At 62.1% G+C, this 25,748-nt stretch carries 26 protein-coding genes, 1 tRNA gene and 3 pseudogenes; 12 read left to right on the top strand and 18 right to left on the bottom strand.

The genetic code is table 11. From position 1 onward, the window contains the following. The 4 genes from ACSQ3E_RS22380 to ACSQ3E_RS22365 all read right to left on the bottom strand — a co-directional run bounded on the left by ACSQ3E_RS22380 (position 1) and on the right by ACSQ3E_RS22365 (position 4,276). A complete protein-coding gene (locus tag ACSQ3E_RS22380; protein WP_310325892.1) occupies positions 1-1,161 on the bottom strand; it encodes a mandelate racemase/muconate lactonizing enzyme family protein in 1,161 nt (386 codons plus the stop codon). Between the two features lie 103 nt (positions 1,162-1,264). Beyond that, positions 1,265-2,830 (bottom strand): tripartite tricarboxylate transporter permease, encoded by a 1,566-nt coding sequence (locus ACSQ3E_RS22375; RefSeq protein ID WP_310325888.1) that lies wholly within the window; start codon positions 2,828-2,830, stop codon positions 1,265-1,267. Then, on the bottom strand, positions 2,775-3,242 hold the full coding sequence (locus tag ACSQ3E_RS22370; RefSeq protein WP_310325886.1) for a tripartite tricarboxylate transporter TctB family protein: 468 nt from the start codon (positions 3,240-3,242) through the stop codon (positions 2,775-2,777). Before ACSQ3E_RS22370 ends, ACSQ3E_RS22375 begins: the two co-directional genes overlap by 56 nt. Positions 3,243-3,304: 62 nt before the next feature. Next, positions 3,305-4,276, bottom strand: a complete 972-nt coding sequence (locus tag ACSQ3E_RS22365; protein WP_310325884.1) for a Bug family tripartite tricarboxylate transporter substrate binding protein — start codon at positions 4,274-4,276, stop codon at positions 3,305-3,307. A gap of 181 nt (positions 4,277-4,457) precedes the next feature. Between ACSQ3E_RS22365 and ACSQ3E_RS22360 the strand changes: the two genes are divergently transcribed. Next, positions 4,458-5,180: an aspartate/glutamate racemase family protein gene (locus ACSQ3E_RS22360; protein ID WP_310325881.1), complete on the top strand. Its 723-nt coding sequence runs from the start codon at positions 4,458-4,460 to the stop codon at positions 5,178-5,180. Here the strand turns inward: ACSQ3E_RS22360 and ACSQ3E_RS22355 are convergent, their stop codons facing one another. Genes ACSQ3E_RS22355 through ACSQ3E_RS22345 form a run of 3 tightly spaced genes read right to left on the bottom strand, consistent with a single transcriptional unit; the run spans position 5,181 to position 6,693 of the window. Beyond that, the gene (locus ACSQ3E_RS22355) at positions 5,181-5,339 is read right to left on the bottom strand and encodes a Rid family hydrolase (RefSeq protein WP_436124372.1); all 159 of its coding nucleotides are present in this window, start codon (positions 5,337-5,339) and stop codon (positions 5,181-5,183) included. A gap of 3 nt (positions 5,340-5,342) precedes the next feature. Continuing rightward, entirely contained in the window at positions 5,343-5,537 is a 195-nt protein-coding gene (locus ACSQ3E_RS22350; RefSeq protein ID WP_436124360.1) for a hypothetical protein, read from the bottom strand. Between the two features lies 1 nt (position 5,538). Continuing rightward, a complete protein-coding gene (locus tag ACSQ3E_RS22345) occupies positions 5,539-6,693 on the bottom strand; it encodes an alpha-hydroxy acid oxidase (protein ID WP_310325876.1) in 1,155 nt (384 codons plus the stop codon). Positions 6,694-6,826: 133 nt separating this feature from the next. On the opposite strand from ACSQ3E_RS22345, the gene ACSQ3E_RS22340 reads away from it, so the two are divergent. Continuing rightward, entirely contained in the window at positions 6,827-7,534 is a 708-nt protein-coding gene (locus ACSQ3E_RS22340) for a GntR family transcriptional regulator (RefSeq protein WP_310325873.1), read from the top strand. 108 nt (positions 7,535-7,642) lie between these two features. On the opposite strand, the gene ACSQ3E_RS22335 is transcribed toward ACSQ3E_RS22340, so the two are convergent. The 4 genes and pseudogenes from ACSQ3E_RS22335 to ACSQ3E_RS22320 all read right to left on the bottom strand — a co-directional run. Beyond that, entirely contained in the window at positions 7,643-8,128 is a 486-nt protein-coding gene (locus ACSQ3E_RS22335; RefSeq protein WP_310325870.1) for a D-aminoacyl-tRNA deacylase, read from the bottom strand. Continuing rightward, complete coding sequence (locus ACSQ3E_RS22330) at positions 8,079-8,648, bottom strand: M20/M25/M40 family metallo-hydrolase (RefSeq protein WP_310325946.1); 570 nt, start codon at positions 8,646-8,648, stop codon at positions 8,079-8,081. The genes ACSQ3E_RS22335 and ACSQ3E_RS22330 overlap by 50 nt, the downstream gene beginning before the upstream one ends. Further along, positions 8,549-9,172, bottom strand: coding sequence for a LysR substrate-binding domain-containing protein (locus tag ACSQ3E_RS22325; protein ID WP_310325944.1), 624 nt, complete (start codon positions 9,170-9,172; stop codon positions 8,549-8,551). The genes ACSQ3E_RS22330 and ACSQ3E_RS22325 overlap by 100 nt, the downstream gene beginning before the upstream one ends. Before the next feature lie 26 nt (positions 9,173-9,198). Beyond that, positions 9,199-9,393 (bottom strand): annotated as a pseudogene (locus ACSQ3E_RS22320) (IS110 family transposase); the annotation flags it as partial. Positions 9,394-9,463: 70 nt separating this feature from the next. Between ACSQ3E_RS22320 and ACSQ3E_RS22315 the strand changes: the two are divergent. Beyond that, positions 9,464-10,173: pseudogene (locus tag ACSQ3E_RS22315) on the top strand (IS21 family transposase); the annotation flags it as partial. Positions 10,174-10,544: 371 nt separating this feature from the next. Beyond that, a pseudogene (locus tag ACSQ3E_RS22310) lies at positions 10,545-10,747 on the top strand (integrase core domain-containing protein); the annotation flags it as partial. Between the two features lie 313 nt (positions 10,748-11,060). On the opposite strand, the gene ACSQ3E_RS22305 reads toward ACSQ3E_RS22310, so the two are convergent. Then, positions 11,061-11,135 (bottom strand) — tRNA-Gly (locus tag ACSQ3E_RS22305). Positions 11,136-11,345: 210 nt separating this feature from the next. Here ACSQ3E_RS22305 and ACSQ3E_RS22300 point away from each other — a divergent pair. From ACSQ3E_RS22300 to ACSQ3E_RS22285, 4 genes are all read left to right on the top strand, one after another. Continuing rightward, positions 11,346-11,858 carry a prolyl-tRNA synthetase associated domain-containing protein gene (locus tag ACSQ3E_RS22300; protein WP_310325868.1) on the top strand — a complete coding sequence of 171 codons (513 nt, stop codon included), beginning with the start codon at positions 11,346-11,348 and terminating at the stop codon, positions 11,856-11,858. Positions 11,859-11,930: 72 nt separating this feature from the next. Further along, complete coding sequence (trxA, locus tag ACSQ3E_RS22295) at positions 11,931-12,899, top strand: thioredoxin (RefSeq protein WP_436124359.1); 969 nt, start codon at positions 11,931-11,933, stop codon at positions 12,897-12,899. A gap of 66 nt (positions 12,900-12,965) precedes the next feature. Beyond that, positions 12,966-13,637 carry an LON peptidase substrate-binding domain-containing protein gene (locus ACSQ3E_RS22290; protein ID WP_436124358.1) on the top strand — a complete coding sequence of 224 codons (672 nt, stop codon included), beginning with the start codon at positions 12,966-12,968 and terminating at the stop codon, positions 13,635-13,637. A 20-nt stretch (positions 13,638-13,657) separates the two neighbouring features. Further along, positions 13,658-13,870 (top strand): Trm112 family protein, encoded by a 213-nt coding sequence (locus ACSQ3E_RS22285; protein ID WP_310325858.1) that lies wholly within the window; start codon positions 13,658-13,660, stop codon positions 13,868-13,870. A 290-nt stretch (positions 13,871-14,160) separates the two neighbouring features. On the opposite strand, the gene ACSQ3E_RS22280 is transcribed toward ACSQ3E_RS22285, so the two are convergent. From ACSQ3E_RS22280 to ACSQ3E_RS22270, 3 genes are read right to left on the bottom strand one after another with little or no spacing between them, the layout of a single operon-like run. Continuing rightward, a complete protein-coding gene (locus tag ACSQ3E_RS22280; RefSeq protein WP_436124357.1) occupies positions 14,161-17,502 on the bottom strand; it encodes an error-prone DNA polymerase in 3,342 nt (1,113 codons plus the stop codon). Continuing rightward, positions 17,499-18,935: a Y-family DNA polymerase gene (locus tag ACSQ3E_RS22275; protein ID WP_436124371.1), complete on the bottom strand. Its 1,437-nt coding sequence runs from the start codon at positions 18,933-18,935 to the stop codon at positions 17,499-17,501. Before ACSQ3E_RS22275 ends, ACSQ3E_RS22280 begins: the two co-directional genes overlap by 4 nt. After that, positions 18,910-19,896 (bottom strand): ImuA family protein, encoded by a 987-nt coding sequence (locus tag ACSQ3E_RS22270; protein ID WP_436124356.1) that lies wholly within the window; start codon positions 19,894-19,896, stop codon positions 18,910-18,912. The genes ACSQ3E_RS22275 and ACSQ3E_RS22270 overlap by 26 nt, the downstream gene beginning before the upstream one ends. Positions 19,897-20,086: 190 nt before the next feature. On the opposite strand from ACSQ3E_RS22270, the gene ACSQ3E_RS22265 reads away from it, so the two are divergent. Next, on the top strand, positions 20,087-20,509 hold the full coding sequence (locus ACSQ3E_RS22265; protein ID WP_115730100.1) for a metallopeptidase family protein: 423 nt from the start codon (positions 20,087-20,089) through the stop codon (positions 20,507-20,509). A gap of 16 nt (positions 20,510-20,525) precedes the next feature. Here ACSQ3E_RS22265 and ACSQ3E_RS22260 read toward each other — a convergent pair whose 3' ends face one another. Together ACSQ3E_RS22260 and ACSQ3E_RS22255 are read right to left on the bottom strand one after the other, a co-directional pair. Continuing rightward, complete coding sequence (locus ACSQ3E_RS22260) at positions 20,526-20,735, bottom strand: DUF1737 domain-containing protein (RefSeq protein ID WP_115730099.1); 210 nt, start codon at positions 20,733-20,735, stop codon at positions 20,526-20,528. Beyond that, positions 20,732-21,631 carry an HpcH/HpaI aldolase/citrate lyase family protein gene (locus ACSQ3E_RS22255; RefSeq protein ID WP_436124355.1) on the bottom strand — a complete coding sequence of 300 codons (900 nt, stop codon included), beginning with the start codon at positions 21,629-21,631 and terminating at the stop codon, positions 20,732-20,734. The genes ACSQ3E_RS22260 and ACSQ3E_RS22255 overlap by 4 nt, the downstream gene beginning before the upstream one ends. Positions 21,632-21,728: 97 nt before the next feature. Here ACSQ3E_RS22255 and ACSQ3E_RS22250 point away from each other — a divergent pair, with 97 nt between their 5' ends. From ACSQ3E_RS22250 to ACSQ3E_RS22240, 3 genes are all read left to right on the top strand, one after another. Then, positions 21,729-22,898, top strand: a complete 1,170-nt coding sequence (locus tag ACSQ3E_RS22250; RefSeq protein ID WP_436124354.1) for an NAD(P)/FAD-dependent oxidoreductase — start codon at positions 21,729-21,731, stop codon at positions 22,896-22,898. Between the two features lie 234 nt (positions 22,899-23,132). After that, a complete protein-coding gene (locus ACSQ3E_RS22245) occupies positions 23,133-23,288 on the top strand; it encodes a hypothetical protein (protein ID WP_310329861.1) in 156 nt (51 codons plus the stop codon). A gap of 97 nt (positions 23,289-23,385) precedes the next feature. Next, positions 23,386-24,372: a methyltransferase gene (locus ACSQ3E_RS22240; RefSeq protein ID WP_436124353.1), complete on the top strand. Its 987-nt coding sequence runs from the start codon at positions 23,386-23,388 to the stop codon at positions 24,370-24,372. Between the two features lie 267 nt (positions 24,373-24,639). Here ACSQ3E_RS22240 and add read toward each other — a convergent pair whose 3' ends face one another. Continuing rightward, entirely contained in the window at positions 24,640-25,659 is a 1,020-nt protein-coding gene (gene add, locus ACSQ3E_RS22235) for an adenosine deaminase (RefSeq protein WP_436124352.1), read from the bottom strand. Positions 25,660-25,748: the final 89 nt, after the last annotated feature.

The raw sequence follows: 25,748 nt of genomic DNA, 5'->3' as shown, positions 1-25,748 counted from the left end.
TCAAAGGGAAACGGTGTATTTTTCGATCTTCGCTTCATCGACAGCGATGCCCATGCCCGGTGCGTCGGGAACGCGAACGCCGCCGTTCTCGAACACCAGCGGCTCAACCAGCAGGTCGTCGGCGTAGTAGATGCCGCCGATACGGCCGTTCTGGAATTCAGCCGGCATCGAAACCGGGATGACGTTGGAGAGCGTCGCAGCCGGGGCAGAAGCGGCGAGATGGACGTTGGCGAGGTTGCCGACGCCGGTCTCGACCGAGCCGTTGACGTTACAGACGATGCCTGCGGCCTGGCACACCGCCGACACCTGCATTGCCTTGAACAGGCCGCCCGGCTTGGTGGTGTAGATCGACACGATCTGGGCTGCCTCCTGCGCGATGATTTGGACGACGTCATGTGCGTTCCAGGCGGACTCGTCAGCCATTACCGGAGCGTCGATCGCCTTGGCGACGCGGCCGATACGCTCGATACCCATGACCGGCTGCTCGACGTAGATCAGGTTGCAATCCTGCATGCGGCGCACGGTCTGGATCGCCTGACCCGGCGTTGCATAACCTTCGTTGGCGTCGACGCAGAGCGAGATGCTTGGGCCAACCGCCTCGCGGATCGCCTTGACCATGTTCACGTCACGGTCCGGATCGACGCCGATCTTGATCTTGATGGTGCGGATGCCGTCGGCCACGACCTTGGCAACTTCGCTGACGGCTTCCTCGATGCCGAGAAGGCCGATCGAGTGGGTGATGGCGACGTTGTCGCGCAGCTTGCCGCCGAGGAGCACGTGGACCGGTACGCCCAGAACCTTGCCGGTCAGATCGTAGTAGGCAAAGTCGACAGCGGCTTTCGCGTATGGATAACCCTTGATCACTGCGTCCATGCGCTGGTGCAACCTTGCCGGGTTACCGATTTCGAGGCCCTGAACCGCAGGCGCCAGGTATTTCGAGATTACGAGATCGACGATGGCAGCGCTTTCGCCGAAGTAACGGCCGAACTCGCCGCCCCAGTCCTTCAGTGCCGGCGCTTCGCCCCAGCCAACCGTGCCGTCGCTCGCCGTCATCTTGATCAGCATGTACTGGCCGATCGGCTCAGTCAGGCCGGTCCATTTATGCTCGCGGCGGGTTGGCAACCTTACCAGGCGGGTTTCAATCGACGTGATGGTAGCCACGGGTTTTCTCCTCAGTGATTTCGTTTTGTGATCACACAAATCCTGTGAAAAAACCCATCTCCCCCGGAGACGGGCTCTTTCGCGGTTTTTTGGATGCTGCGTCCTAGTCCGCGCCGGCTTCGCGTTCGGCCTGCGCCAGGCGTTCGCGGACGTTTCCGAAGAACGGCAGCGCCAGGACGATGAAGGTAATGATCAGGAGTACTGCCGTGATCGGACGCTGGGCAAAGATGGTCCAGTCGCCGTAGACGATCAATGTGCGGCGCAGGTTCTCTTCCAGGAGAGGCCCCAAAACCAGACCGAACATCATCGGTGCCGTCGGAATTCCGAGCTTCACGAACAGGTAGCCGACTGCACCGAAGACGATCATCAAGATAACGTCGAACACCGAGTTCTGCACGGCGTATGAACCAGTTACGCAGAGGATCAAAATGCCAAGATAAAGTATACGTGGCGGTGCCGAGAGTATCTTGGCAAATACGCGGGTCAGGCCAAGCGACAGGATGAAAGTCAGGATGATCGTCAGGCCGAGAGCGACATAGATCGTCGCGATGAAATCCGGGTGTTCACTGAAGAGGGCCGGTCCCGGCTGCAAGCCATGGATCAGCAAAGCGCCGACCAGAACCGCCGTCATCGTGTCTCCAGGGATGCCGAGCGTCAGCAGCGGAACCAGCGCACCACCAACGGCTGCGTTATTGCCGGTTTCAGCTGCAACGATACCACGCGGATTGCCGTCACCGAAGGTTTCCTTCTTCTCGTAAATCTTCTTTTCTTGCGCATAAGACATCGACACAGCAACTGCGGTGCCTGCGGCAGGAATGATGCCGACGATGAGACCGACCAGCGAAGAACGGACTGCTGTTGCCCAGGTGCGGACAACTTCGCGCAGCGGCGGCCAGATCGCACCGATCTGCGTCGCGGCCTTGTCTATCTTGATCGGCTGTTCGAGCAGGCGCATGATCTCGGTGAGACCGAAGATGCCGACTGCAAACGGGACGATGTTGATACCGGCGGTAAGGCGCGTGATGCCGAAGTCGAAGCGCGACAGGTTGGTGATCATGTCGAGGCCGACAGTACCGAGCATCAGGCCAAAAATACCGGACATGATGCCAAGGAAGGTCGAACCGGGCGACGCATAGGCCAGCATCGACAGGCCGAAGATCATCAGAACCGCAAATTCGGGGCTCTGGAACGCAAAGCCGGCCTTGGCCAGCATCGGCGCGAAAATGACGAGGCCAAACCAGCCGACTATGCCGCCGAAGGTCGACGCGATCAGCGCATATGTCAGAGCGACCCCCGCCTGACCACGCTTGGCCAATGGATAGCCGTCAAGCTGCGTCAGCATCGATCCGGGCGTGCCGGGAATATTTATAAGAATAGCCGAGATCGATCCACCCCAGGCGCTGCCGTAGAAGGCGCCGAGCAGGAAGACCATGGCGTTGCCCGGCTCCATCGTGAACGAGAACGGCAGAAGCACCGCCAGCGTCATTGTCGAAGAGATGCCCGGCAGAGCCCCAAGAATAATGCCGACGAGCGTCGCGATTACCGCCAGCGCCATCGTTGTCGGGTCGGTCAAAATCGTGACGGATGCATTGAGCAGTTCGGTCATTTGACCCTCACGGGAAAGGAACGTTGATGCCGTAGGCAAACAGGTAGTAGATGCCGCCAGCAACGAGGCCGGCTTCGACCAGCAACTGGATCAGATAGCGCTGCGTGAATTTTCCGCCCGCCCGCCAGTGCAGGATGAAGACCCACGGCAGTGCAAAGATCAGGCTGGCATTTAGAAAGCCGATCGGCTTCATCGCCATCTGGAGACCGACCAGCGACGCCACGAGCGCAGCCGGAAGCCACATCTTCGACAGGACAAACTCGCCGCTGAAGGTGAATCCGCCCACCTTGCGCGATTGGATGAATGTCACTACCATCTGCGCGATGCCGCCGAAGCCGAGAGTGAAAATCCCTATCCACGGAATGAAGGTGGGGCCAGGGTCGTTACCAGCCTTGCCTATATCGAGGTACGGGTCAAAGTAGATGCTGTAGGCACCGATCAGCGCCAGGATCAAAAAGACGGCACCTGCGGCCATCCCAGTCGCCGGTGGCTGCACTGCCGGCAAACCCCCGGCAGCACTGTTTTGTGGCTCGACGCTCACTTCTGACGAACCTTGACCAGGCCCGCACCGTTGAGGATCGGGTACATCGACTTGTCGAGATTGGCGAAGAATTCCGAACCTTCGGCACTGGTCATCGGGGTGATGGTGAAGCCGGCGTCGGTCGCAGTCTTAACGAAAGCCTCGTCCTTGAGCGCGCCGAGGATTGCTTCTTCAAGCTTCGCAGCGGCGGCCTCATCAACGCCAGCGGGAGCAACGAGCGCGCGCATGGTGCCGTAAATCAACGGGAAGCCTTGCTCGGTGAAGGTCGGAACTTCGGGGGCCTTGAAGTGGCGCTCAGAACCGGCAACGCCGAGGATCTTCACATCGCCGGAAGCGTGCTGCGCTGCAAGGTCAGTCACCGACGGAGTCGCCGTCTGAACTTCGCCTGCCAAAATGGCCTGAACGACTGGAGCCGAACCTGGGTAAGGAACTAGGTTCAAATCGACGCCGAGAATCTGCTCGAAGAATGCCGCGCCGATATAGGCCGTGCCGCCCGGTTGGTCGTTGGCGTTACGAATCTCGCCCGGCCTCTCGTTTGCCTTGGCAACGAACTCTGCCAGCGTGTTGACGCCAAGGTCAGGACGCACAGCCAGGATCGACGGGTCGGTGCCGATGAAGGCGAGAACCTTGAACTGGTCCAGCGTTGGTGCATTCGGGTTGCCGTACTGCTCGGCAACGAAGCCAGTTGCGACCATCGAGATGACGTGGCCGGAAGTGTCGCCGTCGGCGACCTCACGTAGCGCAAGCGAGCCACCAGCACCTGGCTGGTTGACGACGACGACCGGCTGAGTCAGCTTTTCCGACGCCTTCTGCGCGATCATGCGCATCAGGATGTCGCTACCGCCGCCGGCCGGCCAGGGGACAACCAGCGTCACTGGCTTAGACGGGAAGTCAGCAGCGTGGGTGATTGTGGCGACGGAAAGCGAGAGCGCCAGACCCGACAAAAGGGTGGCGGCTAGATATTTCATACGCATATTTTGTTCCCATTGTTTTAGTCGTATTCTTATTTTGTTATCTCACTATGTGATCACAAATTGAGATTGGCAAGCACTTTATTTGGATCGGCTCGTAAATTTTTTGCTTTCCCAAAAGCTTGCCTAAAGATTAGCATCACGTTTCGTGATCACAAAATCCGATAGGAAATTCTCAATGAAAATTCGTGACATCGTTCCTGTCCGTTCGCCGAAGGTGATGGCGGGCATGAAGGAGCAACGGCAGCTCTGGGCACGCGAGGGCGTCGAGATCGAAGTGGTCCCGATCGAGCGCGGACCGTTTTCAATGGAGTTCGCAACCGAAGAGGTCTTGGCTGGCCCGTACATTCTCGAAGCCGTCCGTCAGGCTGAAAAGGACGGGGTCGATGCGGTGACACTCGACTGTTGCGTCGACCCAGTCCTGCGCGCCGCGCGTGAAACTGTGAGAATTCCAGTTCTTGCGCCGCTCCATTCTGGCCTTCACGTCGCCAGCATGCTGGGGTATCGGATCGCCGTTCTCAGCATGCGCAACGGTCAGCCGGCTATCGAAGAGCACATCCGGGCCTACGGTTTCGACCACAAGGTGTGCTCGATGCACATTGTCGACTGCCCGCCAGCAGACCTGATCGAATCGGCAGAATACTGCCTCGAAATCATTGAGCGCGCGATCGACGCGGCGATGACGCAGCATCGCGCCGATGTCATCCTCTTCGCTTGCACCGCAATGTCCGGCTACGTGCCGGGATTGCGCTCGAAGTATAACCTGCCAATCGTGGAGCCGATGGCCTGTGCCATCACCATGGCAGCTGCCCTCGTTACCCTTGGCATGACCCACAGCAAGGTCTGCTTCGAAACGCTGCCCGCACGCGGAACCGCGCCGGGCAGCATCGATATTCCCTGATCAGGCGAGAGCGGCGCTCGCCTGGATCTCGATCAGAAGATCAGGCGATGCGAGCGCCGATTCAACGCAGGCGCGCACCGGCTGGAAACCCTGCGCGACCCACGCGTCATAGACTTCGTTCATCGCGTCAAAATCACGCGTGTCGGAAATCCAGATCATCACTTACAACAGGTTTTCTTTTGATAGGCCAGCCTCTGCCAGCAGCACGTCGAGCTGACGCAGAACGTCCGCCGTTTGCTCCTTGATGTCCCGCGGCAGGCCGCGGGCGGTGATACCTTTGGTGAGCAGCATGCCGTTATAAGCAACCATGTTGCTCATGCGTTCGGTGCCAGGGTAGCGTTTAACTGACGTGCTCATTTTAGTCCCCGTGTCCGGGTGTACGAGTGATCGAGTCGCGGCCAATCTCGGCCAGCGACTTCCAGCCGCCGATCGTCATGGCGTTGATGATTTCCATTCGCAGCACGTTGAGGATGGCTTCGACCCCGTCTCCGCCGGCAACCGCCATGCCCCACAGGTGTGAGCGACCGATGACGCAGGCATCGGCACCGAGCGCGATGGCCTTGAGTACCGATGTGCCCCGCTCGATACCGCCGTCGAGCAGGATCGGGACACGCTTGTCGACGGCTTCCGCAACCGCTGGCAACGCATCGATGCAAGACAGCGTGCTGTCGAGCTGGCGGCCGCCATGGTTCGAAATCTGGATCGCATTTACGCCGCGCGCGATGGCTTCGTTTGCATCTTGTGGGTGCAAAATACCTTTCACGGTGAGGAACCCGTCATATTCTTCGCGCAGCCACGACAAGTCATCCCAGGTGATGTCCGGATTGAGAACGCTAGCGATGTAGGCCGCCATGTCGTTCATGTCGCCATCCGAGCGCGATGCGAAATTCGCCATCTGAAAGCGGGGCTGGCCCGCCATTCGCATCCACCACCTATAGTGGACCGCCGCGTCGAGCATTGTCGGCAGCGACAGCCGCTGATCGATCGCAAAACCGTTGCGATAGTCCTGCTCGCGACGGCCATGCACGGGAGCATCCGTGGTCACGACAATGCCGGTATAGCCTGCGTCCTTGGCGCGCGCGATGAATTCGCGGGTCAGACCACGGTCGCAGTAGAGGAAAATCTGCAGCCATTTTTGACCATGACCAGCTGCCGCAATGTCTTCCATCGACAGGATCGAGCCGGCGCTGACTTCCATGATCGTGTTGACGTTGCCTGCAGCGCGGGCAGCTTCAGCTTCGCCGCGCGGCCACAAGAGGCCGGAGCATCCTGTGGGAGCAATAAGGACAGGAAGATCAAGCTTGTGCCCACCAAGCTCTACGGAAATATCCGGATTGGAGTTGGAAGCAAAGCTGCGCGCGCGCAGCCACCAGTCGGAAAACCCATCGTGGTTTCTATTTCCAGTTTGAGCGTCTAAAGCGTAGCCTGACACGAAATCATACAGGACGCGGGGGAGTGCTTTACGGGCAGCACGGCGATAGTCATCTACGTTGACAAGCTGCTTGTTAGACATGGCTAATTTGACTGCGTTGCGACACGAACTGCGTTCCTCATGAACCCGCTTTGACTTAGCACGGATCTACGCTTTAAAATGATCACAAAGTGTCATCACAATTTTGAGTCGTCAAGCAGGAGGATGAAAACGAATGGAAGGGGCCGAACAACCAAAGAGCGCGCGTGGCAACGTGCAGGACAAGGTCCTGTCGCAGCTTCGCTATGGCTTGATGTCAGGCTTGTTCGTTCCGGGGCAAGTCTTCAGCCTTCGCAAGCTCGCTGCTGTGTTCGGCACCAGCGCGATGCCGGTGCGTGAGAGCCTGAGCCGCCTGATCGCAGCCAATGCCCTTGAAGAACTGCCCAACCGGTCGGTCCGCGTACCGCGTCTCGGCGCCAGGGCGCTGGAGGAACTGTTCGAACTGCGTGCCCGCGTTGAAGGCCTTGCAGCAAGGATCGCTACCGACAGAATCGGCGCTGCGGGACTGCAAAGCCTTCGCGACATCAACCAGACGCTTAAGGACGCACATGTCCGCGGCGCCATGGGCGATGTCCTGAAGGCCAACCGAAACTTCCACTTTACCCTCTACGGCCTGACTGAATCCTCCATCCTGCTACCAATGATCGAAGGCCTATGGCTCCGCTCCGGCCCGACTATGTATTTCTCACTCAACTCGCCAGGTCTGTGGGACACCTCGACACATCTGGAAATCATCTACGCGCTCGAAAAGAAGGACCCGGACGCCGCAGAAGCTGCGATGCGCCGCGACATCATGAAGAGCGGTCAGGAACTGATCGACCAAGCCAAAAGTGGCGTCCGCACCGGGCCGATCGCAGAACTTTCAGATTTCGGGATGGAGTGAGTTTGCGTCGAGGGTCGGCGATTCAGGGCTGTTCAAAGGAGTTCCTTCTGTCGCACGCCACGAAGATCACCGGAGTCGGAAGCATCCGCGCAATCGCGCCGAACGTGGCTAGATCGACGCCGTGCCCAGCCAGATCGTCACGGGACCGTCATTGACCAACTCAACCCACATGTCCGCGCCGAATACACCATTCGCAACGGCAACACCAAGCGCCGAAACTTTGGCGGAAAAGTCCAAATAGAGACGTTTTCCTTGCCCGGCGATGCACCCGTAGAAAAGCCGGACCGGTTGCCTTTCGTCTCGGCGGCGAGCGTGAACTGGCTGACGATGAGAGGGAACCGTCGACATCGACGACCGAACGTTCATTCGATCCGCATCGTCTCTGAAAATACGAAGGTTGATGATCTCGCGCGACAACCATTCGCTGTCCTTCTCCGTGTCACCCTTGATCGCGCATACGGAGACCAGCAGGCCATTGCCGATTTCCCCGATGATCGCACTGTCACGATGACACGGGCGGACGACACCCGCTTGACGAGTGTTCTCATAAGGCGGGGTTCCTGCTCTTATCAGCTCCGAGACGGTCGCGGACAAGCTCTACCCAAAACCGCGGGCCAAAAGATAGGAGAGCATCATTAAAATCATAGTCGGACGCATGAAGCGGTCTCCCGTGCGCGCCCGTCTCGCCATTTCCGAGGAGGAGGAAACAGCCAGGTACAGCGGTGGAAAAGTGGGCGAAGTCTTCTGAAAAGCTCATTGGCGAGCGATCCGGGATGACGTCCAGTCCCGCCGCCCTACCAGCGCGCACGACAGCATCAACGGCCTCGGGCGCATTGATCGCCTCGATGAACTCGGTCTTGCATGACAGGGTGGCGGAGACTTTGTGGGTGGCGGCGACCCCATCGACGATCTGCTGCATAAAGCCGATCGCAGCTTGCCTATCTGCCGGCGTGCGAGCCCGCATGTCCCCTTTCAACGTCGCGTGGCCGGGAAGCACATTGCGTTGCCCGTCGGTCAAGAACTCCGTGACGGAAACAACGACGCCGGCGCCAGGAGGGAGCTTTCGTGCCACGATGGTTTGTAAGGCGAGAACCAATTCGGAACCGACCGTAATCGTATCGACGCCGACATGGGGCATCGAGGCGTGACCGCCCAAACCGTCAATATTGATAGGGCGCCCGAGGCGATAAGATCGTCGTTCACGTTGCCCCAGGCGAGGATGGCCCCTTGCCCTGGAAGCGGAACCAGCAACGGATAATTGTTGAAGCTCAATTCCGGAAGACGGCCAATTTCGATACATTGGACGGCGAACCACCACTTCCATTCCGAATAGGACGCAGCAGGGCCGTCGAGATCCAAAAGGCGGGCTAATCTCAGGTCTTCCGTTGAATTGACGGGAAAGGCGGTCAGATAAGACGGGCTACCTACGGGAAGAATTTCACGCCAAAAAAGAAATGACGAATCCAGATGCGGCCAATTGCCGTTTCCGTAACGGATGGCGACATCCACCCGCTCTTCTGTCGGGTCCAGCACCGCAACGCGGGCGATCAATATAATTCTGATTTCGGGGTACTCAGCGCGGAAGCTGGCGATAAGGGCATGGTCGAGAGCGTTGGCCAAGGCGACCGTCGTGGTTATCGTCAGCTCAGCTCAACTTCTCACGCGCCCACTCCTGCCGCAGGCCGTGCCGGATGATGAGCGCTGGCGCAAGCTTCCATCGCGATCGTCTTCGGTGCCATGTCGTTCACGGTGTCTGAAAGCTTTGCGCGGCTCACGTTCCGCGACACAACCACACCGTCATCATCGATGCCATGCAGGTGGAACGACTGTTTCCTAAGGTCGATCGCAAACAGATCCATTGTCATGCTTTCCTCCGCAAGGTTGGTCACCCCAATGTGACGGAGAAGAGGGAGGCGTCCATCCCATACCATGAAGACGGCGGTGGACGCGATCTTCATCGGCAGGGATCGCCGCTACTGCCGCCACTTTGCGCAAATATGCGGGCATTACCTTGTCGAACCGGCATGCACACCAGCGGCCGGCTGGGAGAAGGGGCAAGTCGAGAACCAGGTTGGGCTGGTGCGCGAGCGCTTCTTCACACCGCGGCTGCGCTTCAAGCCGCTGGAGCCTCAACGGCTGGCTGGCCGTCAAATGTGTCGCCTATGCCAAGGCGCATCGGCATCCCGAACAAGGCGAGCGCCCGTGTGGGAGGTGTTCGAGGAAGAGCGTGCCAGCATCCTCCCCTATGCCAGGCGCTTTGACGGCTTCCATTACATTCCCGCGTCGATGTCGAAGACCTGCACGGGTGCTGTCGGGTGCCGCCGCCCGACCCGTCGAGATCCATGCTCCGCAACGAGGTCATCTACGATCCCTGGCACTACGTGCCGGGGCTTGCCCGCAAGCCGGGCGGATTGCGCAACGGCGCGCCGTTCCTTGGCTGGGTCCTGCCGTCGGCAATGGAGAAGGTGCGCCGCAAGCACAAGGCGGTTGATGACGGGGACCGGCAGATGGTGTCGATCCTCACTTGCGTGCTGACCGACGGGTTGAGCGCGGTCGAGGCCGCCTGCCAGGAAGCCATAGAGCACGGCGTCTCGTCGGCCGTGGTGATCCTTAACATCCTGGGGCCCGCAGCCGCGATCCGGCGCCGCCTTCATCGCCAGCGCGACGGTCATATCGACGCCTGGAATGGTCATCAGACGCTTCGCGCCTTCATCGAGAGCCGAACGGGCAAAATCGCGCTCGATAAGCTGGAGGTCATCGCCCAGCCGGTCGAACTCGCGCAGGTGCCGATCGATCTCTAGGCGCTCGGCCTCCGGCACGTAGCGCATCCGGGAAAGTCGCGAGGGGCGGCCATGTAACGAGCTTGGGCTCTCAGCCCACGGTCTAAAGACGGCCTGCCCGCACTTTCCTGCTCCCGGTGCCCCACGTCCCGGATGGGCTTACTATAAGGCCGTTCCCAAAGAAGAACAGCAGGACGAAAAGGCACCGCAGATCACATACCGGATAATGGCAAGGAGAGCGCTTCATTCAGACCGCGCTCAGGGAATGGGCCTACACCATTGCCTACCCGACATCCGATCATCGTGCCGGATACTTCCAATCTGGCTGCACCGATACAATTGGCATCGACCACACGGCTGCCTAAAGTCTAAAACACCAATCAGCCGCCTCGGGCTAACCGAGGACAACCTGTTGAGGTTCCACAGCATCTAGCTCTTGGCCCAACACGACCTCCCAGCGGCATCGCCGGCAACGTCTGCTTCAGCGCGCCACGCTGCCGTCGCGATTTCGCAAAGTGTGAAGCGATTTCCTGTAAAAAACCTGTTTTCCATCAATTCAAGGCCCGCGCATTAGCCAGCTGGGCCGAACGGATTCGTTTTTAGACCGCAATTGAAGGCCAGATCAGTGCAGGGGTTTCCTTGGCTATCGCCCTCAACGGTGTTGACCAGGTGGTGACCACGCCAAAAATGAGAAAAGCCGCCCGAAGGCGGCTTTCTCATAATGCTTTGTTTTCCATAAAGAAAACTGGAGCGGGTGAAGCGATTCGAACGCTCGACCCCAACCTTGGCAAGGTTGTGCTCTACCCCTGAGCTACACCCGCTCGCCGCGGCTCGTCGCCGCAACGGCTGCTATATGGCCGAAGCTCGCGGCGAATGCAACAGGGAAAAACCGCTCTTTCTTGAACTTTTTTCCGCAGACCCGAGAATCCCATATTTCCCCTCGGGAAGCACCATGCCGGCCAAAGCCGGACTTGTGCAGAAAGCCGGCTTTGCCCATAAACCTCGCGCAACGGCAATTCCCGGAAGCTGCGATGACCGCCTCGACGACACCCAAGACCCGCGCCGAACTGCTCGCCTATCTGGCCGGGCTCGGCATTTCAGTGACCACCCACGACCATCCGCCGCTCTACACGGTCGCCGATTCGCAGGCGCTGCGCGGCGCCATTCCCGGCGGGCACACCAAGAACCTCTTCCTCAAGGACAAGAAGGACAACTTCTTCCTGGTCACCGTGGACGAGGAGGCAAGCGTCGACCTCAAGCAGATCCACCAGCTGATCGGCGCTTCGAGCCGGGTCTCCTTCGGCAAGCCCGAGGCGCTGATGGAGCTGCTCGGCGTGGCACCTGGTGCCGTCACCGTCTTCGGGCTGATCAACGATACTTCGGCCAGGGTGAAGCTGGTGCTAGACAGCGCGCTGATGGAAAACGCCGTCATCAACGCCCACCCGCTGACCAACGAGGCGACGACCTCGATCGCCAATGCCGACCTGCTGCGATTCGTCGAGGCAACCGGCCATGATGCTGTTATCTTGAAAGTCTCGGGCTGATCGCCACATGGTGGACGGACAGCCGCTGGGCCTGATCGCCGGCAGAAAATAGCGAATACCGGAAGAGTGAAGATGAGCAACGAAAGCAATCCCTTCGGCGGCATGAGCAGCCAGTACGCCACCAACGTGCAGTTTGGCGCAGCGCCCGCCAACGGTGCAGCACCCGCGGCCGATCTCATCAAGGACACGACGACCGCCGCCTTCAGCGCCGACGTGATCCAGGAATCGCGCAAGCAGCCGGTGCTGGTCGATTTCTGGGCGCCGTGGTGTGGCCCGTGCAAGCAGCTGACCCCGGTCATCGAGCGCGTCGTCCAGGCTGCCGGCGGACGGGTCAAGCTGGTCAAGATGAACATCGACGACCATCCAGCGATTGCCGGCCAGCTCGGCATCCAGTCGATTCCTGCCGTCATCGCCTTCAAGAACGGCCAGCCGGTGGACGGCTTCATGGGTGCGGTGCCCGAGAGCCAGATCCGCGACTTCATCGACAAGATCGCCGGCAAGGATGGCGGCCAGCCCCAGATCGCAGAGGCGCTTGCGGCCGCTACCGAAGCGCGCGAGGCCGGTGACCTGCAGACGGCGGTGCAGATCTATGATGCCGTGCTCGAACAGGTGCCCGACAACATCGATGCCATCGCGGCACTTGCCGACATCCTGTTCGAAGCTGGCGACGTCGAAGGCGCAAACGAGGTTCTGGCGCGTGCCCCAGAGGACAAGAAGGCGGTCGCCGCACTGGTTTCGGTCCGCGCCAAGATCGCACTCGCCGAAGAGGCGGCGGCACTCGGCGATTCGGCCGAGCTCGAACGCAAGCTGGCGCAGAACCCCGGCGACCACCAGGCGCGTTTCGATCTCGCCATGATCCAGAACGCCAAGGGCCAGCGCACCGAAGCGGCCGACAACCTGCTTGCCATCGTCAAGGCGGACCGGACCTGGAACGATGACGGTGCCAGGGCGCAACTGCTCAAGCTGTTCGAAGCCTGGGGCTTCACCGACGAGGTGACGCTGGCCACGCGGCGCAAGCTGTCGTCGCTGTTGTTTTCGTGACGGCACAAGCGTTGCGGTCTTGCGTTTGACCGCCGCTACCCCAGATGAGTAGCAGCTGAGGAAAAGATGCAGGCAGGAAACGCGCATTACCGGCTCGACAGCGATCTACCGACAACGCTAGCGGTGTTCCCGCTGACGGCTGCCTTGTTGTTGCCGGGCGGGCGCATGCCGCTCAACATCTTCGAGCCGCGCTACCTCCAGATGATCGACGATGCGATAGCCGGCTCGCGGCTGATCGGCATGATCCAGCCCTCGCTCGACGGCAATCTGCGCCCCGACGGCGAACCGGCGCTCTGCCCGGTCGGCTGCATCGGCCGCATCACCTCGCTCGCCGAGACCGGCGACGGCCGCTACCTGATTTCGCTGCAAGGCGTCTGCCGTTTCCGCGTCGCCCAGGAACTGGCCGTCAAGACGCCGTTCCGGCAGTGCAAGATCACCTCCTTTGCGGCGGATCTCGGCGAGGACAAGGCCGGTGCGGAAGTCGACCGGCCGGCACTGCTCAAGGCCTTCCGCACCTACCTCCAGGCCAATGAGCTCGAGGCCGATTGGGAGAGCGTCAGCCGCGCCGACAACGCCATACTGGTCAACGCGCTGTCGATGATGGCGCCCTATGGGGCGGCCGAAAAACAGGCACTGCTCGAAGCCCCCGATCTCAAGACCCGCGCCGAGACGCTGATAGCGATCACCGAAATGGCGCTGGCTCGCGAGAACGAAGATTTCGGATCGAGCCTGCAATAGGCGACGGCCAGGAGAGCTGAATGGTCGATACCAATAAGCGCGACATCGACGTCAAGCTGCTCGAACTTTTGGCCTGCCCGCTGACCAAGGGCCCGCTGAAGTGGGATGCCGAACGCGGCGAGCTTGTCTCCAGGCTCGCAAAGCTGGCCTACCCCGTGCGCGACGGCATTCCCGTCATGCTGCCCTCCGAGGCGCGGCAGATCGGCGACCAGGAGACCGGCTCGGGCGCCTGACCCGCGACCCTCCTTGCCCGTCGCCGCCGGGCAAGATATTGCGCCCCGCATACGCGGCTGAGCGGAGCGGCCTCGCTTCAGGCAACAGCCTCTTGGACCGGCACTTGGGCGGCCTTGCCTGCCGGCTTCGCCATGCGCGTGATGCCCCCCGCCATTACTGCCTACTTGTCGGCAGGGTTTTTGTGACGTGCCGTGGCGCCGCATGACCTACGGTCCGCGCCTTGTCTGCTGTCGCCTGGCATAGCCTGCCGTTTGCCTGCGTTGTTCATCCCTCCCGTATTCCCTTCCTCCTATTGAAAGTTGCGGCCTTTGGGCATGACGCTGCTCGCCTTGCGGGCAAGCGTTTCGTAGCTCGGCAGCATGCGCGGGTCGCGTGCGGCCTTGTTGGCGGCGCTGGCCCGTCCTTCCGCAACAGGCCGGTCGCCTTGGTCGGCAGTTGCCTGCAATTCCTCCGACATCGTCGCCAGCCAATGCGTCCAGTCCTCCATCTTGTCAGCGACGATATGGATGACACCGGATTCTTTCTGCAGCTTGCCGGTGACGCGGATAAACTTCGATCCCATAATGACAGGCCGGAAGCGCTCAAAGACACGTGCCCAGACGACGATGTTGGCGATCGAACGCTCGTCCTCCAGCGTGAGGAAGATGGCATTGCCCTTGCCCGGCCGCTGGCGGACCAGCACCAGCCCGGCGACGGACACGCGTCGCCCGTCGAGCACATCGGCGAGCCGGGCATTGGGCGTGATGCCGGCGCGATCGAGACGATGCCTGAGAAAGGCCACCGGATGCGCTTTCAGCGACAGGCCGAGCGAACGGTAGTCGTGGATGACATGCTCGCCGAGCGGCATGTGCGGCAGATGCGTCTCCGGCTCGTTGTCGACCAGCTGCACCTCGGGGCGGTCGAACAGCGGCAGCATTTCGGCGGCACTCTTGCCGTCGAGCGCCCGCACCGCCCACAACGCTGTGCGCCTGTCGATATCGATCGAGCGGAAAGCATCAGCCTGGGCGAGCAGCTCGATCTCGCCGACATCGAGCCCCGAGCGCAGCCAGACATCCCGCACCGACACATAGCCCTTGCCCCGCCGCGCAACGAATGCCTGCATCTTCTTGTCGGAAAGCCCCTTGATCTGGCGGAAACCGAGCCGGACGGCATGGCTAGTCCTGATGACATCCCGCATCTCGGCGTGGCGTTGCTGAATGCGTTTCGGGTCGAAGCCTGAGCGCTCGAGCGTGCAGTCCCAGACGGAGTGGTTAATATCGATCTGGCGAATCTCGACGCCGTGATCCTGTGCATCGCGTACAAGCTGGGCCGGCCGGTAGAATCCCATCGGTTGCGCGTTCAGGATCGCCGCGCAGAACACGTCGGGATAGTAGGCCTTGAACCAGCAGGAGGCGTAGACGAGCAGTGCGAAGGCAGCGGCATGGCTTTCGGGAAAGCCGTACTCACCAAAACCCTCGATCTGCTTGAAACAGCGCTCGGCGAAGTCGCGTTCGTACCCGCGCTCCACCATGCCCTTGATCATGCGGTCGCGGTAATTGCCGATCGTGCCGGTGCGCTTGAAGGTCGCCATGGCGCGGCGGAGCTGGTCGGCCTCGCCGGGCGTGAAGCCGCCGGCAACGATGGCGATCTTCATCGCCTGCTCCTGGAACAGCGGCACGCCCAGCGTCTTGCCCAGAATGTCTTCGAGCTCCTTTTTGGGGAAATCGACCTTTTCCTTGCCCTGCCGGCGGCGAAGATAAGGATGCACCATGTCACCCTGGATCGGGCCGGGCCGGACGATCGCCACCTCGATGACAAGGTCGTAGAACTCACGCGGCCGAAGCCGCGGCAGCATCGACATCTGCGCCCGGCTCTCGATCTGGAACACGCCGAGCGTGTCGGCCCGACAGATCATGTCGTAGACCTTGGGGTCCGCCTGGGGCAGCGTCGCCAGCTCAAGCGGACGGCCATGGCGGTCACGCTCGTCATAATGCGCCTCAAGCAGGTTGAAGGCCTTGCGCAGGCAGGTGAGCATGCCGAGCGCCAGCACATCGACCTTCAATATGCCGACGGCATCGAGGTCGTCCTTGTCCCACTCGACCATCTTGCGCTCGTCCATCGCCGTCTTGACGATCGGCACGATCTCGTCGAGCCGATCCCTGGTGATGACGAAGCCGCCGACATGCTGGGACAGGTGGCGAGGGAAGCCCATGATCTCATTGGCGCGATCGATGACATGTCGGGTCACGGGATCGGCCTTGTCGAGGCCACCGGCTGTCGCCTCCTTCTCACCCAGCTCGGACGAATACCAGCCCCAGATCGAGCCCGACATGGCGCCCCTGACGTCGTCCGACAGCCCCATCGCCTTGGCGACCTCGCGCAAGGCCGAGCGACCGCGATAGGTGACGACGGAGGCCGCGAGCGCGGTCCGCTTGGAGCTGTATCTTTCGTAGATGAACTCGATGACCTCGTTGCGCCGCTCGTGCTCGAAATCGACGTCGATATCTGGCGGCTCGCCGCGTTCCTCCGAGATGAAGCGCTCGAAAAGCACATCGACGATGTCGGGTCCGACATCGGTGATGCCGATGCAGAAGCAAATGACCGAATTGGCAGCAGATCCGCGCCCCTGGCAGAGGATTTCTTTCGAGCGGGCAAACTTCACGATCTCGTGGACGGTGAGGAAATAACGGGCGTAGTTGAGCTTTTCGACGATGCCGAGCTCATGCCGGATGATGCCCTGCACCTTCTCCGGAACGCCGTCAGGATAGCGCTTTTTCGCCCCTTCCCAGGTCAGCCTTTCCAATTCCGCCTGCGGTTCCAGACCCGATTCCGTCGGTTCGTCGGGGTAATTGTATTGGAGCTCCTTCAGCGAGAAATGCAGGCTTTCGGCGAAACGCAGCGTCTCGGCCAGGGCCTCCGGGTGATTGCGGAAAAGCCGCGCCATATCGGCTGGCGACTTGAGGTGGCGTTCGGCATTCGCCTTGAGCTCGAAGCCGGCCTCGGCAACAGGCACGCTGAGGCGGATCGCCGTCAGCACGTCCTGCAGCGGGCGCTGGCCCGGTGCGTGGTAGAGCGCATCATTGGTTGCCATCAGCGCCACGCCTGCCATGGCGGCCATGGTTGCGGCCTGCTCGATCCTGAAGCGGTCGTTGCCGCCGAAATTCGGCGCGACCGCCAGCCACAAGGAGCAGCCGAACCGCTCCCTGAGGCTGCGCAGGAGCATAACGTCATCTTCCGTGGCAGCTGTGATGTCGGGCAGGACGGCTAGCGACAGCAGGTCGCCCCACTCGAAAAGATCCTCCCGATAGAGAAGCGGTGCACCCTTTTCGCTCTCATCCCGGGTATTGGCCTGGGTGAGCATGCGGCACAGATGCCCCCAACCCTTGCGGTCTTGTGGGTAAGCAAGGATGTCGGGCGTGCCGTCGGCAAAAACCAGCCGACATCCCGGGTGGTAGGTCAGCCCCTCCGTCTGAGCCATCTTCCACGCGCGGACGACACCGGCCACCGTGTTGCAGTCGGCAAGGCCGATGGCCGAAAGCCCCAGGAACTTAGCCGCGATCACCAGCTCTTCCGGCGCGGAGGCACCACGCAGGAAGGAGAAATTCGACTGGATGCCGAATTCGGCATAGCTGGCAGCGACGACCATGTTCATGCGAAGACCCCGTGCAGGAACCAGCGCGGCACCGCTTGCGCATTGTAGAGGCCTTGCCGGTAGAGCCAGTAGCGGCGGCCCTCGGCGTCCTCGATACGGTAGTAGTCGCGCGTCGGCGCATCCGACTCCTCGCGCCACCATTCGGGTGCGATGCGTTCGGGACCTTCCGCCCGCGCCACGCGATGCAGCGCCCGGCGCCAGCGGAAATTGAGCGGCGGGCCATCAGGAACCTCGGTCGCAGGAACGTCGATGGGTTCCGGTTGGCGAAACAGGCGGATGGGACGGTCGGCCTGTCGAGGCCGCCGCCCGGCTTGCTGCACCGCCCGGGTCGGGCGATCGCCCATGCCTTTGCGGGCCTCTTCCTGGGCATAGGGTCGGGCGGGCGCCGCACGTTCCGGCAAATGGCTCTCGACGGTGACAGCCTCAAGCACGGCTGCCTCGCCAAGGCGGGCACCGATGCGATCGGCAAAGATCGCCAGTTCCTCGCCACCATCTTCGACCTCACCGGCAAGGTCGGCCTGGCGCGCGTCGAAGCGGGCCGTCGACAGGGCGGAGAGACGCACCAGGTCGAAGCCGTAGCCGGCATCAAGGCTCTCGCCGAGCGTCGCCAGCCGCTCATGGAACAGCCTGCGCACCAGTGTCGGCTCACGGATGGGGCGCGAGGCGCCGACAGTTATGCGGCTGACCATGCCATCGACCCGGAACAGCAGGAGTTCGAGCGCGCGTGCGCCCTCCTCCCTGCGTTCGAGATCGACCTTGAGGGTGGCGGCGAGCAGGCCGATCAGCCGCTCGATGTCGTCGATGAGCGACAGCGGGTCGGCGAGATGGCGTTCGACCGAAAGCGGGGCGACAGGCAGGCGCGGCGAGATCGCCTCCTCGAGCCAACCCAGCGCCTGGTCAAGGCGCTCGATGAGTTGTGTCCCGAAGCGGCGGACCAGCGGCGCGCGCGGCCCGTCCATGATCGCGCCGACGGTACGTAGCCCGACGCTTTCGAGGCTTGCCTTGGTCCTGGCATCGATCCTGAGCGCCGAGAGCGGCAAGCGGGCGAGAAAATTGCGTTCGTTGCCCGGAGCCAGAATCTGGCTGGCGGCAAAACGTGCCGCTGCCCATGCAGCACCGGGCGTCGAGGCAAGACCGGCGCGCACGTCGAAACCCTGATGGAAGAAGCGCGCCATCAGATCGGCAAGCAGCGCCTTTTCGCCACCGAAGAGGTGGGCGCAGCCGGTGATGTCGAGGAACAGTCCGTTTTCGCCGTCGATCGCGACAAGCGGCGTGTAGCGGTCGCACCAGTCGGCAAGGCCTTCGAGCAGCCGGCGGTCGGCCTCGGGATCTGCTTCGACGACGTCGATATCAGGGTGCATGGCGCGCGCTTCGGCGATCCCCATGCCCGGCTTCAGGCGGAGCGCCTCAGCCCGTGCGTCGAGGCCGGCGATGCGCTGGGTGTTGCTCTCGCGATGGCTTGTTACCAGCGGCTTCAGCGGTTGCGGGCTTGAACGCCAGGACCGCCCCAGCCTGCGCCGGAAGATGCGCTCGGCCGCGAGATGGGGAAACCACAGCGACACGATTCTCTGGGCTTCGTTCTGCGAGGGTGCGTGCATCGGAGTTCCATTCCAGAATGAAGCTGCCGGGAAGAGCGGTACGGCTCTTGCCGATCTCAACAGCGAAGGCGGGGGCTGCGATCGAGCCGGCCAGCGGCCCGAGAAGCGTTTGCCGCAAGGTGGCCGGCGCGGGTGAGACGACCAGGCGGACGGGTGCTGCCGTCGGCTCCGGCACGGCCGACTGGCGCAGCAGAAAGATGGGGCGGCCGCTGTCCTGCGCCCGGCGGTGCAGGCGGCGTGTCGCTGTGAGATCAACACTGCGCGGATTGCCGCGCAGTTCGACGATGACGGCTGCGATCTCCTCGATGCGGGCAGCCTCCTCGGCGATCCACAGCACGTCGGCGGCTTTCGGCGCCTCGGCAAGCAGCAGGCTTTCGGCCTGTATGCCGAAGAAGCCGGCAAGGCCCGGCGCGTAAGGAAGCCCCGCCTCGCGGAACATCTCTGTCGTGCCGACCCACAGCACCAGATCCCTGGGCCGCGACCGCTCCTTCAGCATGGCGCTGACGAGGCAGAGCGCGAGCCCCGCGGCGGCACCTGCATTGCGGGTTTCAGTGCCGTGAATCTCGGTCAACGCCGCTTTCGGCAGCCCGCCGCCGAGCACTTCGTCAAGCCGCTCGACACTCGTCGGCAAGAAGAAGTCGCGCGCCGAGGCATGTCCGTTGCGGCGGACCAGAAGCCCCGCGACCGGCTGGCCGTCGGCAGGCGCGACCAGCCTTTCGGCCAGCGTGCCCTCGATCTTCGCTATCTTCTGGCGCAAGGCAAAAACGACATCCCGCGCCACGGCGCTGGTCGCCATGTCGATCTGCTTCCCCGGTTGTTCCTGTTATGTTCTTATAGATTCCAGAGGTGCCGGGGAGAGTCAAGCCGATTCAAGGAGAATTTATTCCTCTCCTGCCCTGTTGCTGCCGCCGCTAAATTGGCGCCCGAGCGGCAAAGGCCTCGTAAGCGTGGCGGCAAAGGGCTATATGCCCCCAAAAGGACAAAGAATGGCCCGCATTTACAAGACCCGCGCCTGGCACGACCAGCTTTCGCCCTCGATCGAGGAGATGGAGCTCCTGGCGCTCGAAGCCTATGCGCATCTGCCGGAGGAGTTTCGCCAGCTGACCGGCGAGGTCGTCATCCTGCTGGCCGAATTTCCGACCGACGAGATCATGGACGACCTGTCGCTGGAAACGCCGTTCGACCTGCTTGGGCTGTTCGAGGGCCGCGGCATTGCCGAGCGTTGGAACCCGCAGACCGGCGAAGGCCCCAACCGCGTCACGCTCTACCGCCGCGCCATTCTCGACTACTGGGCCGAGAACGAGGAGACGCTGGGCGACATCGTCACCCATGTGTTGATCCATGAGATCGGCCACCATTTCGGCCTGTCCGACGAAGACATGGAAAGGCTGGAGGAAGCCGCCGAATAGCGGCAGCTTCCGAAAATCAATAGTCGCTGAGCTTGGTGACGCCGGCTTCGTAATCGTGGCCCTCGACATCCTTCACCACGGCCTGGCCGCAGCGCATCGTCCTGGTTTCGGCGTCGAACGAATAGGTCGGCGAACCGAACAGGTGCCAGCCCTTGTTCACTGCAGCCGTGACCTTGTGGCAGAAGGTGGCGTCGTCGGGGCCGGTCAGGAAGCGGTAGAGTTTCATTTCTCGTCTCCGGTCATCTCAGCGATCATTGCAGCCCTCGCCAGCACCTTCTCGGCCTGGACGAGATGCAGCCGCTCAACCATCTTGCCGCCGAGCGAGATTACACCGCGTGAGGCGTTGTCGGGAAGCGCGAAGGCGTCCACGACGGCGCGCGCCTCGGCAAGCGCCTCGGCTGAAGGCGAGAACGCCGCATTGGCAGGGCCGATCTGGGCCGGATGGATGACGGTCTTGCCCGAGAAACCCATGGCGGCAGCCTCGCCGCACTCGGCGGCGAAGGCGTCGAGATCGCGGAAATCGTTGGAGACGCTGTCGAGCATGTCGACCCCGCCGGCACGGGCGCAAAGCACCATCTGCATCAGCCAGGGCTGGAGATAGCGGCGGTCGGGCGTGAGCTTGACGCCAGTGTCCTTGGCAAGGTCGTTGAGCCCGGCGATCAGGCAGGACAGCCGTGCCGAGGGATCGCGGCCGAGCTCGGCGATGGCCGCCAGGTTGACCAGTGCGCGTGGCGTCTCGATCATCGCCCAGAGCTTGAGCGTGTCGGGCGCGTCGGCCTCGTCGAGCACGTCATTGGCTTCCAGCAGGTCGCGCGGCGTCTCGATCTTGGGCAACACCACGCCATCGGTCGCCCAGCCGCTGGCAGCAGCGAGATCGTCCGCCCCCCACGCGCTTTTCAGGCCATTGATGCGCACGACATATTCGCGCGCGCCCGCCGGCCGTTCGGCGAAGAATTTTGCCAGCCTGTCGCGTGCCGCGGCTTTCTGCTCGGGCAGCACGGCATCTTCCAGGTCGAAGATGACGGTATCGCAGGCAAGCTGCGACAGCTTGGCGATCGCCTTTTCGTTGGTGGCGGGCACGAACAGCACCGAGCGGCGCGGGCGGGGTAGAGAATGTGACATCTGGTCTTCTTGCCCGGCAATGCTGGCCCTTGCAAGGGCTTGCCGGGCGATGGCGTAACTGCTTTTGTCCTCCATCACAGACAGACGGGAACACTCCATGGCACGCTACGACGTGGTCATCACAGGCGGCGCGATCGTCGGCAGCTCGATCGCCTATTATCTGCGCGAGGAGGGTTTTAACGGTTCGATCGCCTTGATCGAGCGCGACCCGCAATTCGCCAATGCCGCGACCACTTTGTCCTGCGCCTCGATCCGCCAGCAGTTCTCGATCCCCGAAAACATCCGCCTGTCGCAGTTCACGCTCGGCCTGTTCCGGCGTCTCAAGGAGGAGTTCGGCCCCGACGCCGACATCGGCTTCCGCGAGGGCGGCTACCTAATCCTCGCCGGCGACAACGGCCTGCCGATCCTCAGGGCGAACCACGAGGCCCAGATGGCCGAGGGCGCCGACATCGTGCTCGAAGATGCCGAACAGCTGCAAAAGCGCTTTTCGTGGATCTCGACCGAGGGCATTTCCGCCGGCGCTTACGGCCGCAGCGGCGAAGGCTGGTTCGATGCGCATGCCATGCTCGGCCTGTTCCGCAAGGCGCTGAAAACCAAAAACATCGACCTGATCACCGCGGAGGTCACGGGCATCGAGCGTGCGGGCAACCGCGTCACCGCAGTCACGCTTGCCAATGGCGAGCGGCTGGAGGCCGGAACGCTGTTCAACGCCGCCGGGCCGAATGCCGGCAAGGTCTCGGCCATGGCAGGCATTGCCCTGCCGGTCGAGCCGCGCAAGCGCAATGTCTTTGTCTTCGAGTCGCGGGACAAATTCGCCGACATGCCGCTGATGGTCGATCCCTCCGGCGTCTATGTCCGCCCCGAGGGTTCGGTCTACATCACGGGCGGCGCCGAAAGCGAGGATGGCGAGTTGGCCGCCGATCCGCAGGATTTCAATCCCGACTGGGGCCTGTTCGAAGAGGTCATCTGGCCGGTGCTGGCCACCCGCGTGCCGGCCTTCGAGGCGATCAAGGCGACGCAGGCCTGGGTCGGGCATTATGACTACAACGCACTCGACCAGAACGCCGTCATCGGCCCGCATCCCGAGGTGACAAATTTCATCTTCGCCAACGGCTTCTCCGGCCACGGCCTGCAGCAGGCGCCGGCGGTGGGCAAGGCGCTGGCCGAGCTTCTTGTCCATGGCGCCTACCGCACCATCGACTGCTCCGCCTTCGGCTACCAGCGCATTGCCGATGGACGCCCGTTCCGCGAGCTGAACGTGATCTAGGGTTTTCGCCCTCACCCAAGCACCGCCCTCATCCTGAGCCTGTCGAAGGATGGGCGCAGGAATCGCCGGCCCCTTCCCACAAGGGGGAGGGAACAGCCGGCAGCCCCAGGCTCCAGTTCGGCAACGCACTTATTTCAGTCATTGACGTCATCTCTGCCGCGACCCCAATGCTAACGTTGCGCGCGATACCGCTGGTGATCTTGTTTGCCGGCCGACAAACAAAATGGAGGACGGATGCCAAAGGTCAAAGGTGAGAGCGCCCTCGACAAGGAGCGCGCCAAAACAGAGAAGCTCCTCAAAAAGGTGGGGTACACGGCCTTGAAGGAGGCCGGGGTGAAATCCAGGCGACCCGACCTCCCGAACCTGAAGATCGAAAAGCGCGGGAAATAGCGCGGCCACTGGCGTACTCGCCCGCAAACTGCCCCGGTTGCTTCCGATCTTGCGAACTGCTTCAAAGTCGGGCCTGGATCGCGGAGGGGGATGCGACGTGGTGGATTCTGATCGGATCGACAAGCTGATCGCAGCGGTGCCCCCCGCTTTGGCGCTTCGTGCCGGGCTGGACCTCGGCATCTTCACCCGGCTCGGTGACAGCACCGCGACTGCCGACAGTCTTGGGGCCGCGCTCAACGTCGCGCCCGATCGCCTGTCGCGGCTGCTCTACGCGCTCGCCAGCATCGGTCTCCTCGACGTCGAAGACGGCCAGTTTCGCAACGGGGCCGAAGCGGCGGCCTTTCTCGACGCGTCCAAGCCGAGCTATCGCGGCGGCGACCATGCGCTGCTGCGCGAGCTATGGGGCGCCGACCTTTTGACCGCAGAGTCGCTGCGACAGAACCGGCCGGCCGCGCTGCACGACTTTTCCGAAGCGGACCGTGAGTCCGCGGCGGCCTTCAGCCGCCTGCTCGCACCGGGCGGGGTGATATTCGGCCGACACCTGGCCCAGGAGATCGACCTTGAGGCGGTCGGTTCGGTGATCGACATCGGCGGGGGCGCAGGCACGATTCTCGTCGGCCTCCGCGAGCGACGGCCGCAGATTGCAGCAACGCTGATGGAACTCCCAACGGTCGCAGCGGTCGCGCCGGCTATCCTGTCGGAATACGGTGCCGACGACGTGGTTGTCGAAGAGGGCGACATCACTGTCGCGCCATCGATCGGCCGGCACGACCTGGCGATCCTGAAGGCCGTCGTCCAGGTCCTTCCGCCTGATCAGGCGCGCAGTTCGATCCTGAACGCGGCGCGTTGCCTCGCACCCGGAGGCGAGATCGCAATTGCGGGGTGGGGTGTCGTCGATGACGACCGCCTTGGCCCGCCCGAGGGTGTCTTTCTGAATCTCACCTTCCTGAACCTTTATCGCCACGGCGAGGCGTACACTGAAGGCCAGTATCGCGCGTGGATGACCGAGGCTGGATTGCGGGAAATCTCGAGGTCGCGCCTGACGGACGGCACCACGTTGTTTCGCGGGCGCCTCCCGGGCTGATCGTGGCTGAATAGCTGGTTTTGGAGGCAAGTGCTCTCTGCAAAGCTGACTTTGCCACACCGAACGCGTTGACTGCTTTCAAGCCGATCCAACTTGAAAGCTGACTTTCCGTGCCGGCTACTTATGCCCGATGGGATGGCGGCGAAGCTGGTATCCGACGGCTGACCGGAGCACCTTGAAGGCGCGTTCGTCCAAGCTCTGCAGAAGATTGCACCTTAGCTTCATCTCAGGTTCTTCAGCGGACCAAAGCCTACTGGTGTTGATCACTCATGCAGATATGTATTGGTGGTGCTCTACCTCACCATTTATTTGCGCTGCATAGGCGGAGATTTCCGCCAGCAGCATGCGCTTGTCGTCTTCCGGCATGTAGGAGGCCAGGACACCGGCCCGGGCGATGGCTGAAATTTCCGCCGCGCCGAAGTCCATCGCTTCTGCCACCAGCAGATACTCGCGGTTGATATCAGTCGAGAAGGCTGCCGGAGCATCGGTGTTGATCGTCACATTGAGGCCTGCCCTCAGCATTTCCGTGATGGCTGACGCGCGGCCGTTGACCAGTTCGCAGGAACTCCAGCAAGCGGTGAACGGGATGCGGCTCTCCCGAAGTCGAGACATGAGGTCGGGGTCATCGACCACGGCATAACCGTGATCGATGCGCTGGATATCCAGCAGGTCGACGGCATCGCGCAACTCAACCGTATCGAAACGCTCGCCCGCATGCGCGCTGACGTGAAGGCCATGCGCGCGTGCGCGATCGAACGCTTCGACATACTGGCCCGGTTGACCAAGCACCTCGTTATTGTCGAGGCCGATGCCGATGACATGTGCATGCCGATGGCGAATGACGTCTTCGACCATTGCCATCCCGCGCGCAGCGCCCAGCGCCCGGTTGATCGATGGAATCAATCTGGCGCGGATTCCAAAACGAGCCTCCGCGGCATCTATCGCATCACAATACGCCTCGAGCATGGCCGGGTAAGCAAGGCTGTGGTCGTCTGGATTGAAGAACAGCTCGCAATAGCGGACATTGCAGCCGGCCATGTTGCGCAACGCCTCGAAGAGGAGCTGGCGAAAGTCCTCCGGCCTGGAGAGCGCGGAACACACGACAGCGAGACGCTCCAGGTAGTCTTCGAAATCCACCGATTGGTAGATCGTCTCTTGCGTGTACGGCGCGAGCGAGACGCCATTTGCCTCGGCGAGGTCGAACAGCATCGCCACCGGCATGGCATCGGCAATATGACAATGGAGATCGACCTTCGGCAGGCCGGCAATGAATGCGCGAAGGTCCATGCGATGTTCCCGAACTGTGACGAGCAAGAGCATAACTTTCGCCTCGTGAGCCGAGAATGCCTGTGCGGTGCCAAAACCTATCCAGCATT

Origin of the sequence: Aminobacter sp. LjRoot7 (genome assembly GCF_964252895.1) — a bacterium.
Lineage (GTDB): Bacteria > Pseudomonadota > Alphaproteobacteria > Rhizobiales > Rhizobiaceae > Aminobacter > Aminobacter aminovorans_B.
This window is presented reverse-complemented; position numbering and strand designations above follow the sequence as displayed.

What these genes read in the sequence shown, in the direction of transcription:
- ACSQ3E_RS22365 (WP_310325884.1), bottom strand. Translation starts at nt 4,276, where the DNA reads ATGAAATATCTAGCCGCCACCCTTTTGTCGGGTCTGGCGCTCTCGCTT.
- ACSQ3E_RS22270 (WP_436124356.1), bottom strand. Translation starts at nt 19,896, where the DNA reads ATGGCGACCAGCGCCGTGGCGCGGGATGTCGTTTTTGCCTTGCGCCAG.
- add (WP_436124352.1), bottom strand. Translation starts at nt 25,659, where the DNA reads ATGGACCTTCGCGCATTCATTGCCGGCCTGCCGAAGGTCGATCTCCAT.
- ACSQ3E_RS22300 (WP_310325868.1), top strand. Translation starts at nt 11,346, where the DNA reads ATGACCGCCTCGACGACACCCAAGACCCGCGCCGAACTGCTCGCCTAT.
- ACSQ3E_RS22340 (WP_310325873.1), top strand. Translation starts at nt 6,827, where the DNA reads ATGGAAGGGGCCGAACAACCAAAGAGCGCGCGTGGCAACGTGCAGGAC.
- ACSQ3E_RS22265 (WP_115730100.1), top strand. Translation starts at nt 20,087, where the DNA reads ATGGCCCGCATTTACAAGACCCGCGCCTGGCACGACCAGCTTTCGCCC.
- ACSQ3E_RS22255 (WP_436124355.1), bottom strand. Translation starts at nt 21,631, where the DNA reads ATGTCACATTCTCTACCCCGCCCGCGCCGCTCGGTGCTGTTCGTGCCC.
- trxA (WP_436124359.1), top strand. Translation starts at nt 11,931, where the DNA reads ATGAGCAACGAAAGCAATCCCTTCGGCGGCATGAGCAGCCAGTACGCC.
- ACSQ3E_RS22360 (WP_310325881.1), top strand. Translation starts at nt 4,458, where the DNA reads ATGAAAATTCGTGACATCGTTCCTGTCCGTTCGCCGAAGGTGATGGCG.
- ACSQ3E_RS22345 (WP_310325876.1), bottom strand. Translation starts at nt 6,693, where the DNA reads ATGTCTAACAAGCAGCTTGTCAACGTAGATGACTATCGCCGTGCTGCC.
- ACSQ3E_RS22280 (WP_436124357.1), bottom strand. Translation starts at nt 17,502, where the DNA reads ATGAACATGGTCGTCGCTGCCAGCTATGCCGAATTCGGCATCCAGTCG.
- ACSQ3E_RS22250 (WP_436124354.1), top strand. Translation starts at nt 21,729, where the DNA reads ATGGCACGCTACGACGTGGTCATCACAGGCGGCGCGATCGTCGGCAGC.
- ACSQ3E_RS22370 (WP_310325886.1), bottom strand. Translation starts at nt 3,242, where the DNA reads ATGGCCGCAGGTGCCGTCTTTTTGATCCTGGCGCTGATCGGTGCCTAC.
- ACSQ3E_RS22350 (WP_436124360.1), bottom strand. Translation starts at nt 5,537, where the DNA reads ATGAGCACGTCAGTTAAACGCTACCCTGGCACCGAACGCATGAGCAAC.
- ACSQ3E_RS22355 (WP_436124372.1), bottom strand. Translation starts at nt 5,339, where the DNA reads ATGATCTGGATTTCCGACACGCGTGATTTTGACGCGATGAACGAAGTC.
- ACSQ3E_RS22260 (WP_115730099.1), bottom strand. Translation starts at nt 20,735, where the DNA reads ATGAAACTCTACCGCTTCCTGACCGGCCCCGACGACGCCACCTTCTGC.
- ACSQ3E_RS22290 (WP_436124358.1), top strand. Translation starts at nt 12,966, where the DNA reads ATGCAGGCAGGAAACGCGCATTACCGGCTCGACAGCGATCTACCGACA.
- ACSQ3E_RS22245 (WP_310329861.1), top strand. Translation starts at nt 23,133, where the DNA reads ATGCCAAAGGTCAAAGGTGAGAGCGCCCTCGACAAGGAGCGCGCCAAA.
- ACSQ3E_RS22285 (WP_310325858.1), top strand. Translation starts at nt 13,658, where the DNA reads ATGGTCGATACCAATAAGCGCGACATCGACGTCAAGCTGCTCGAACTT.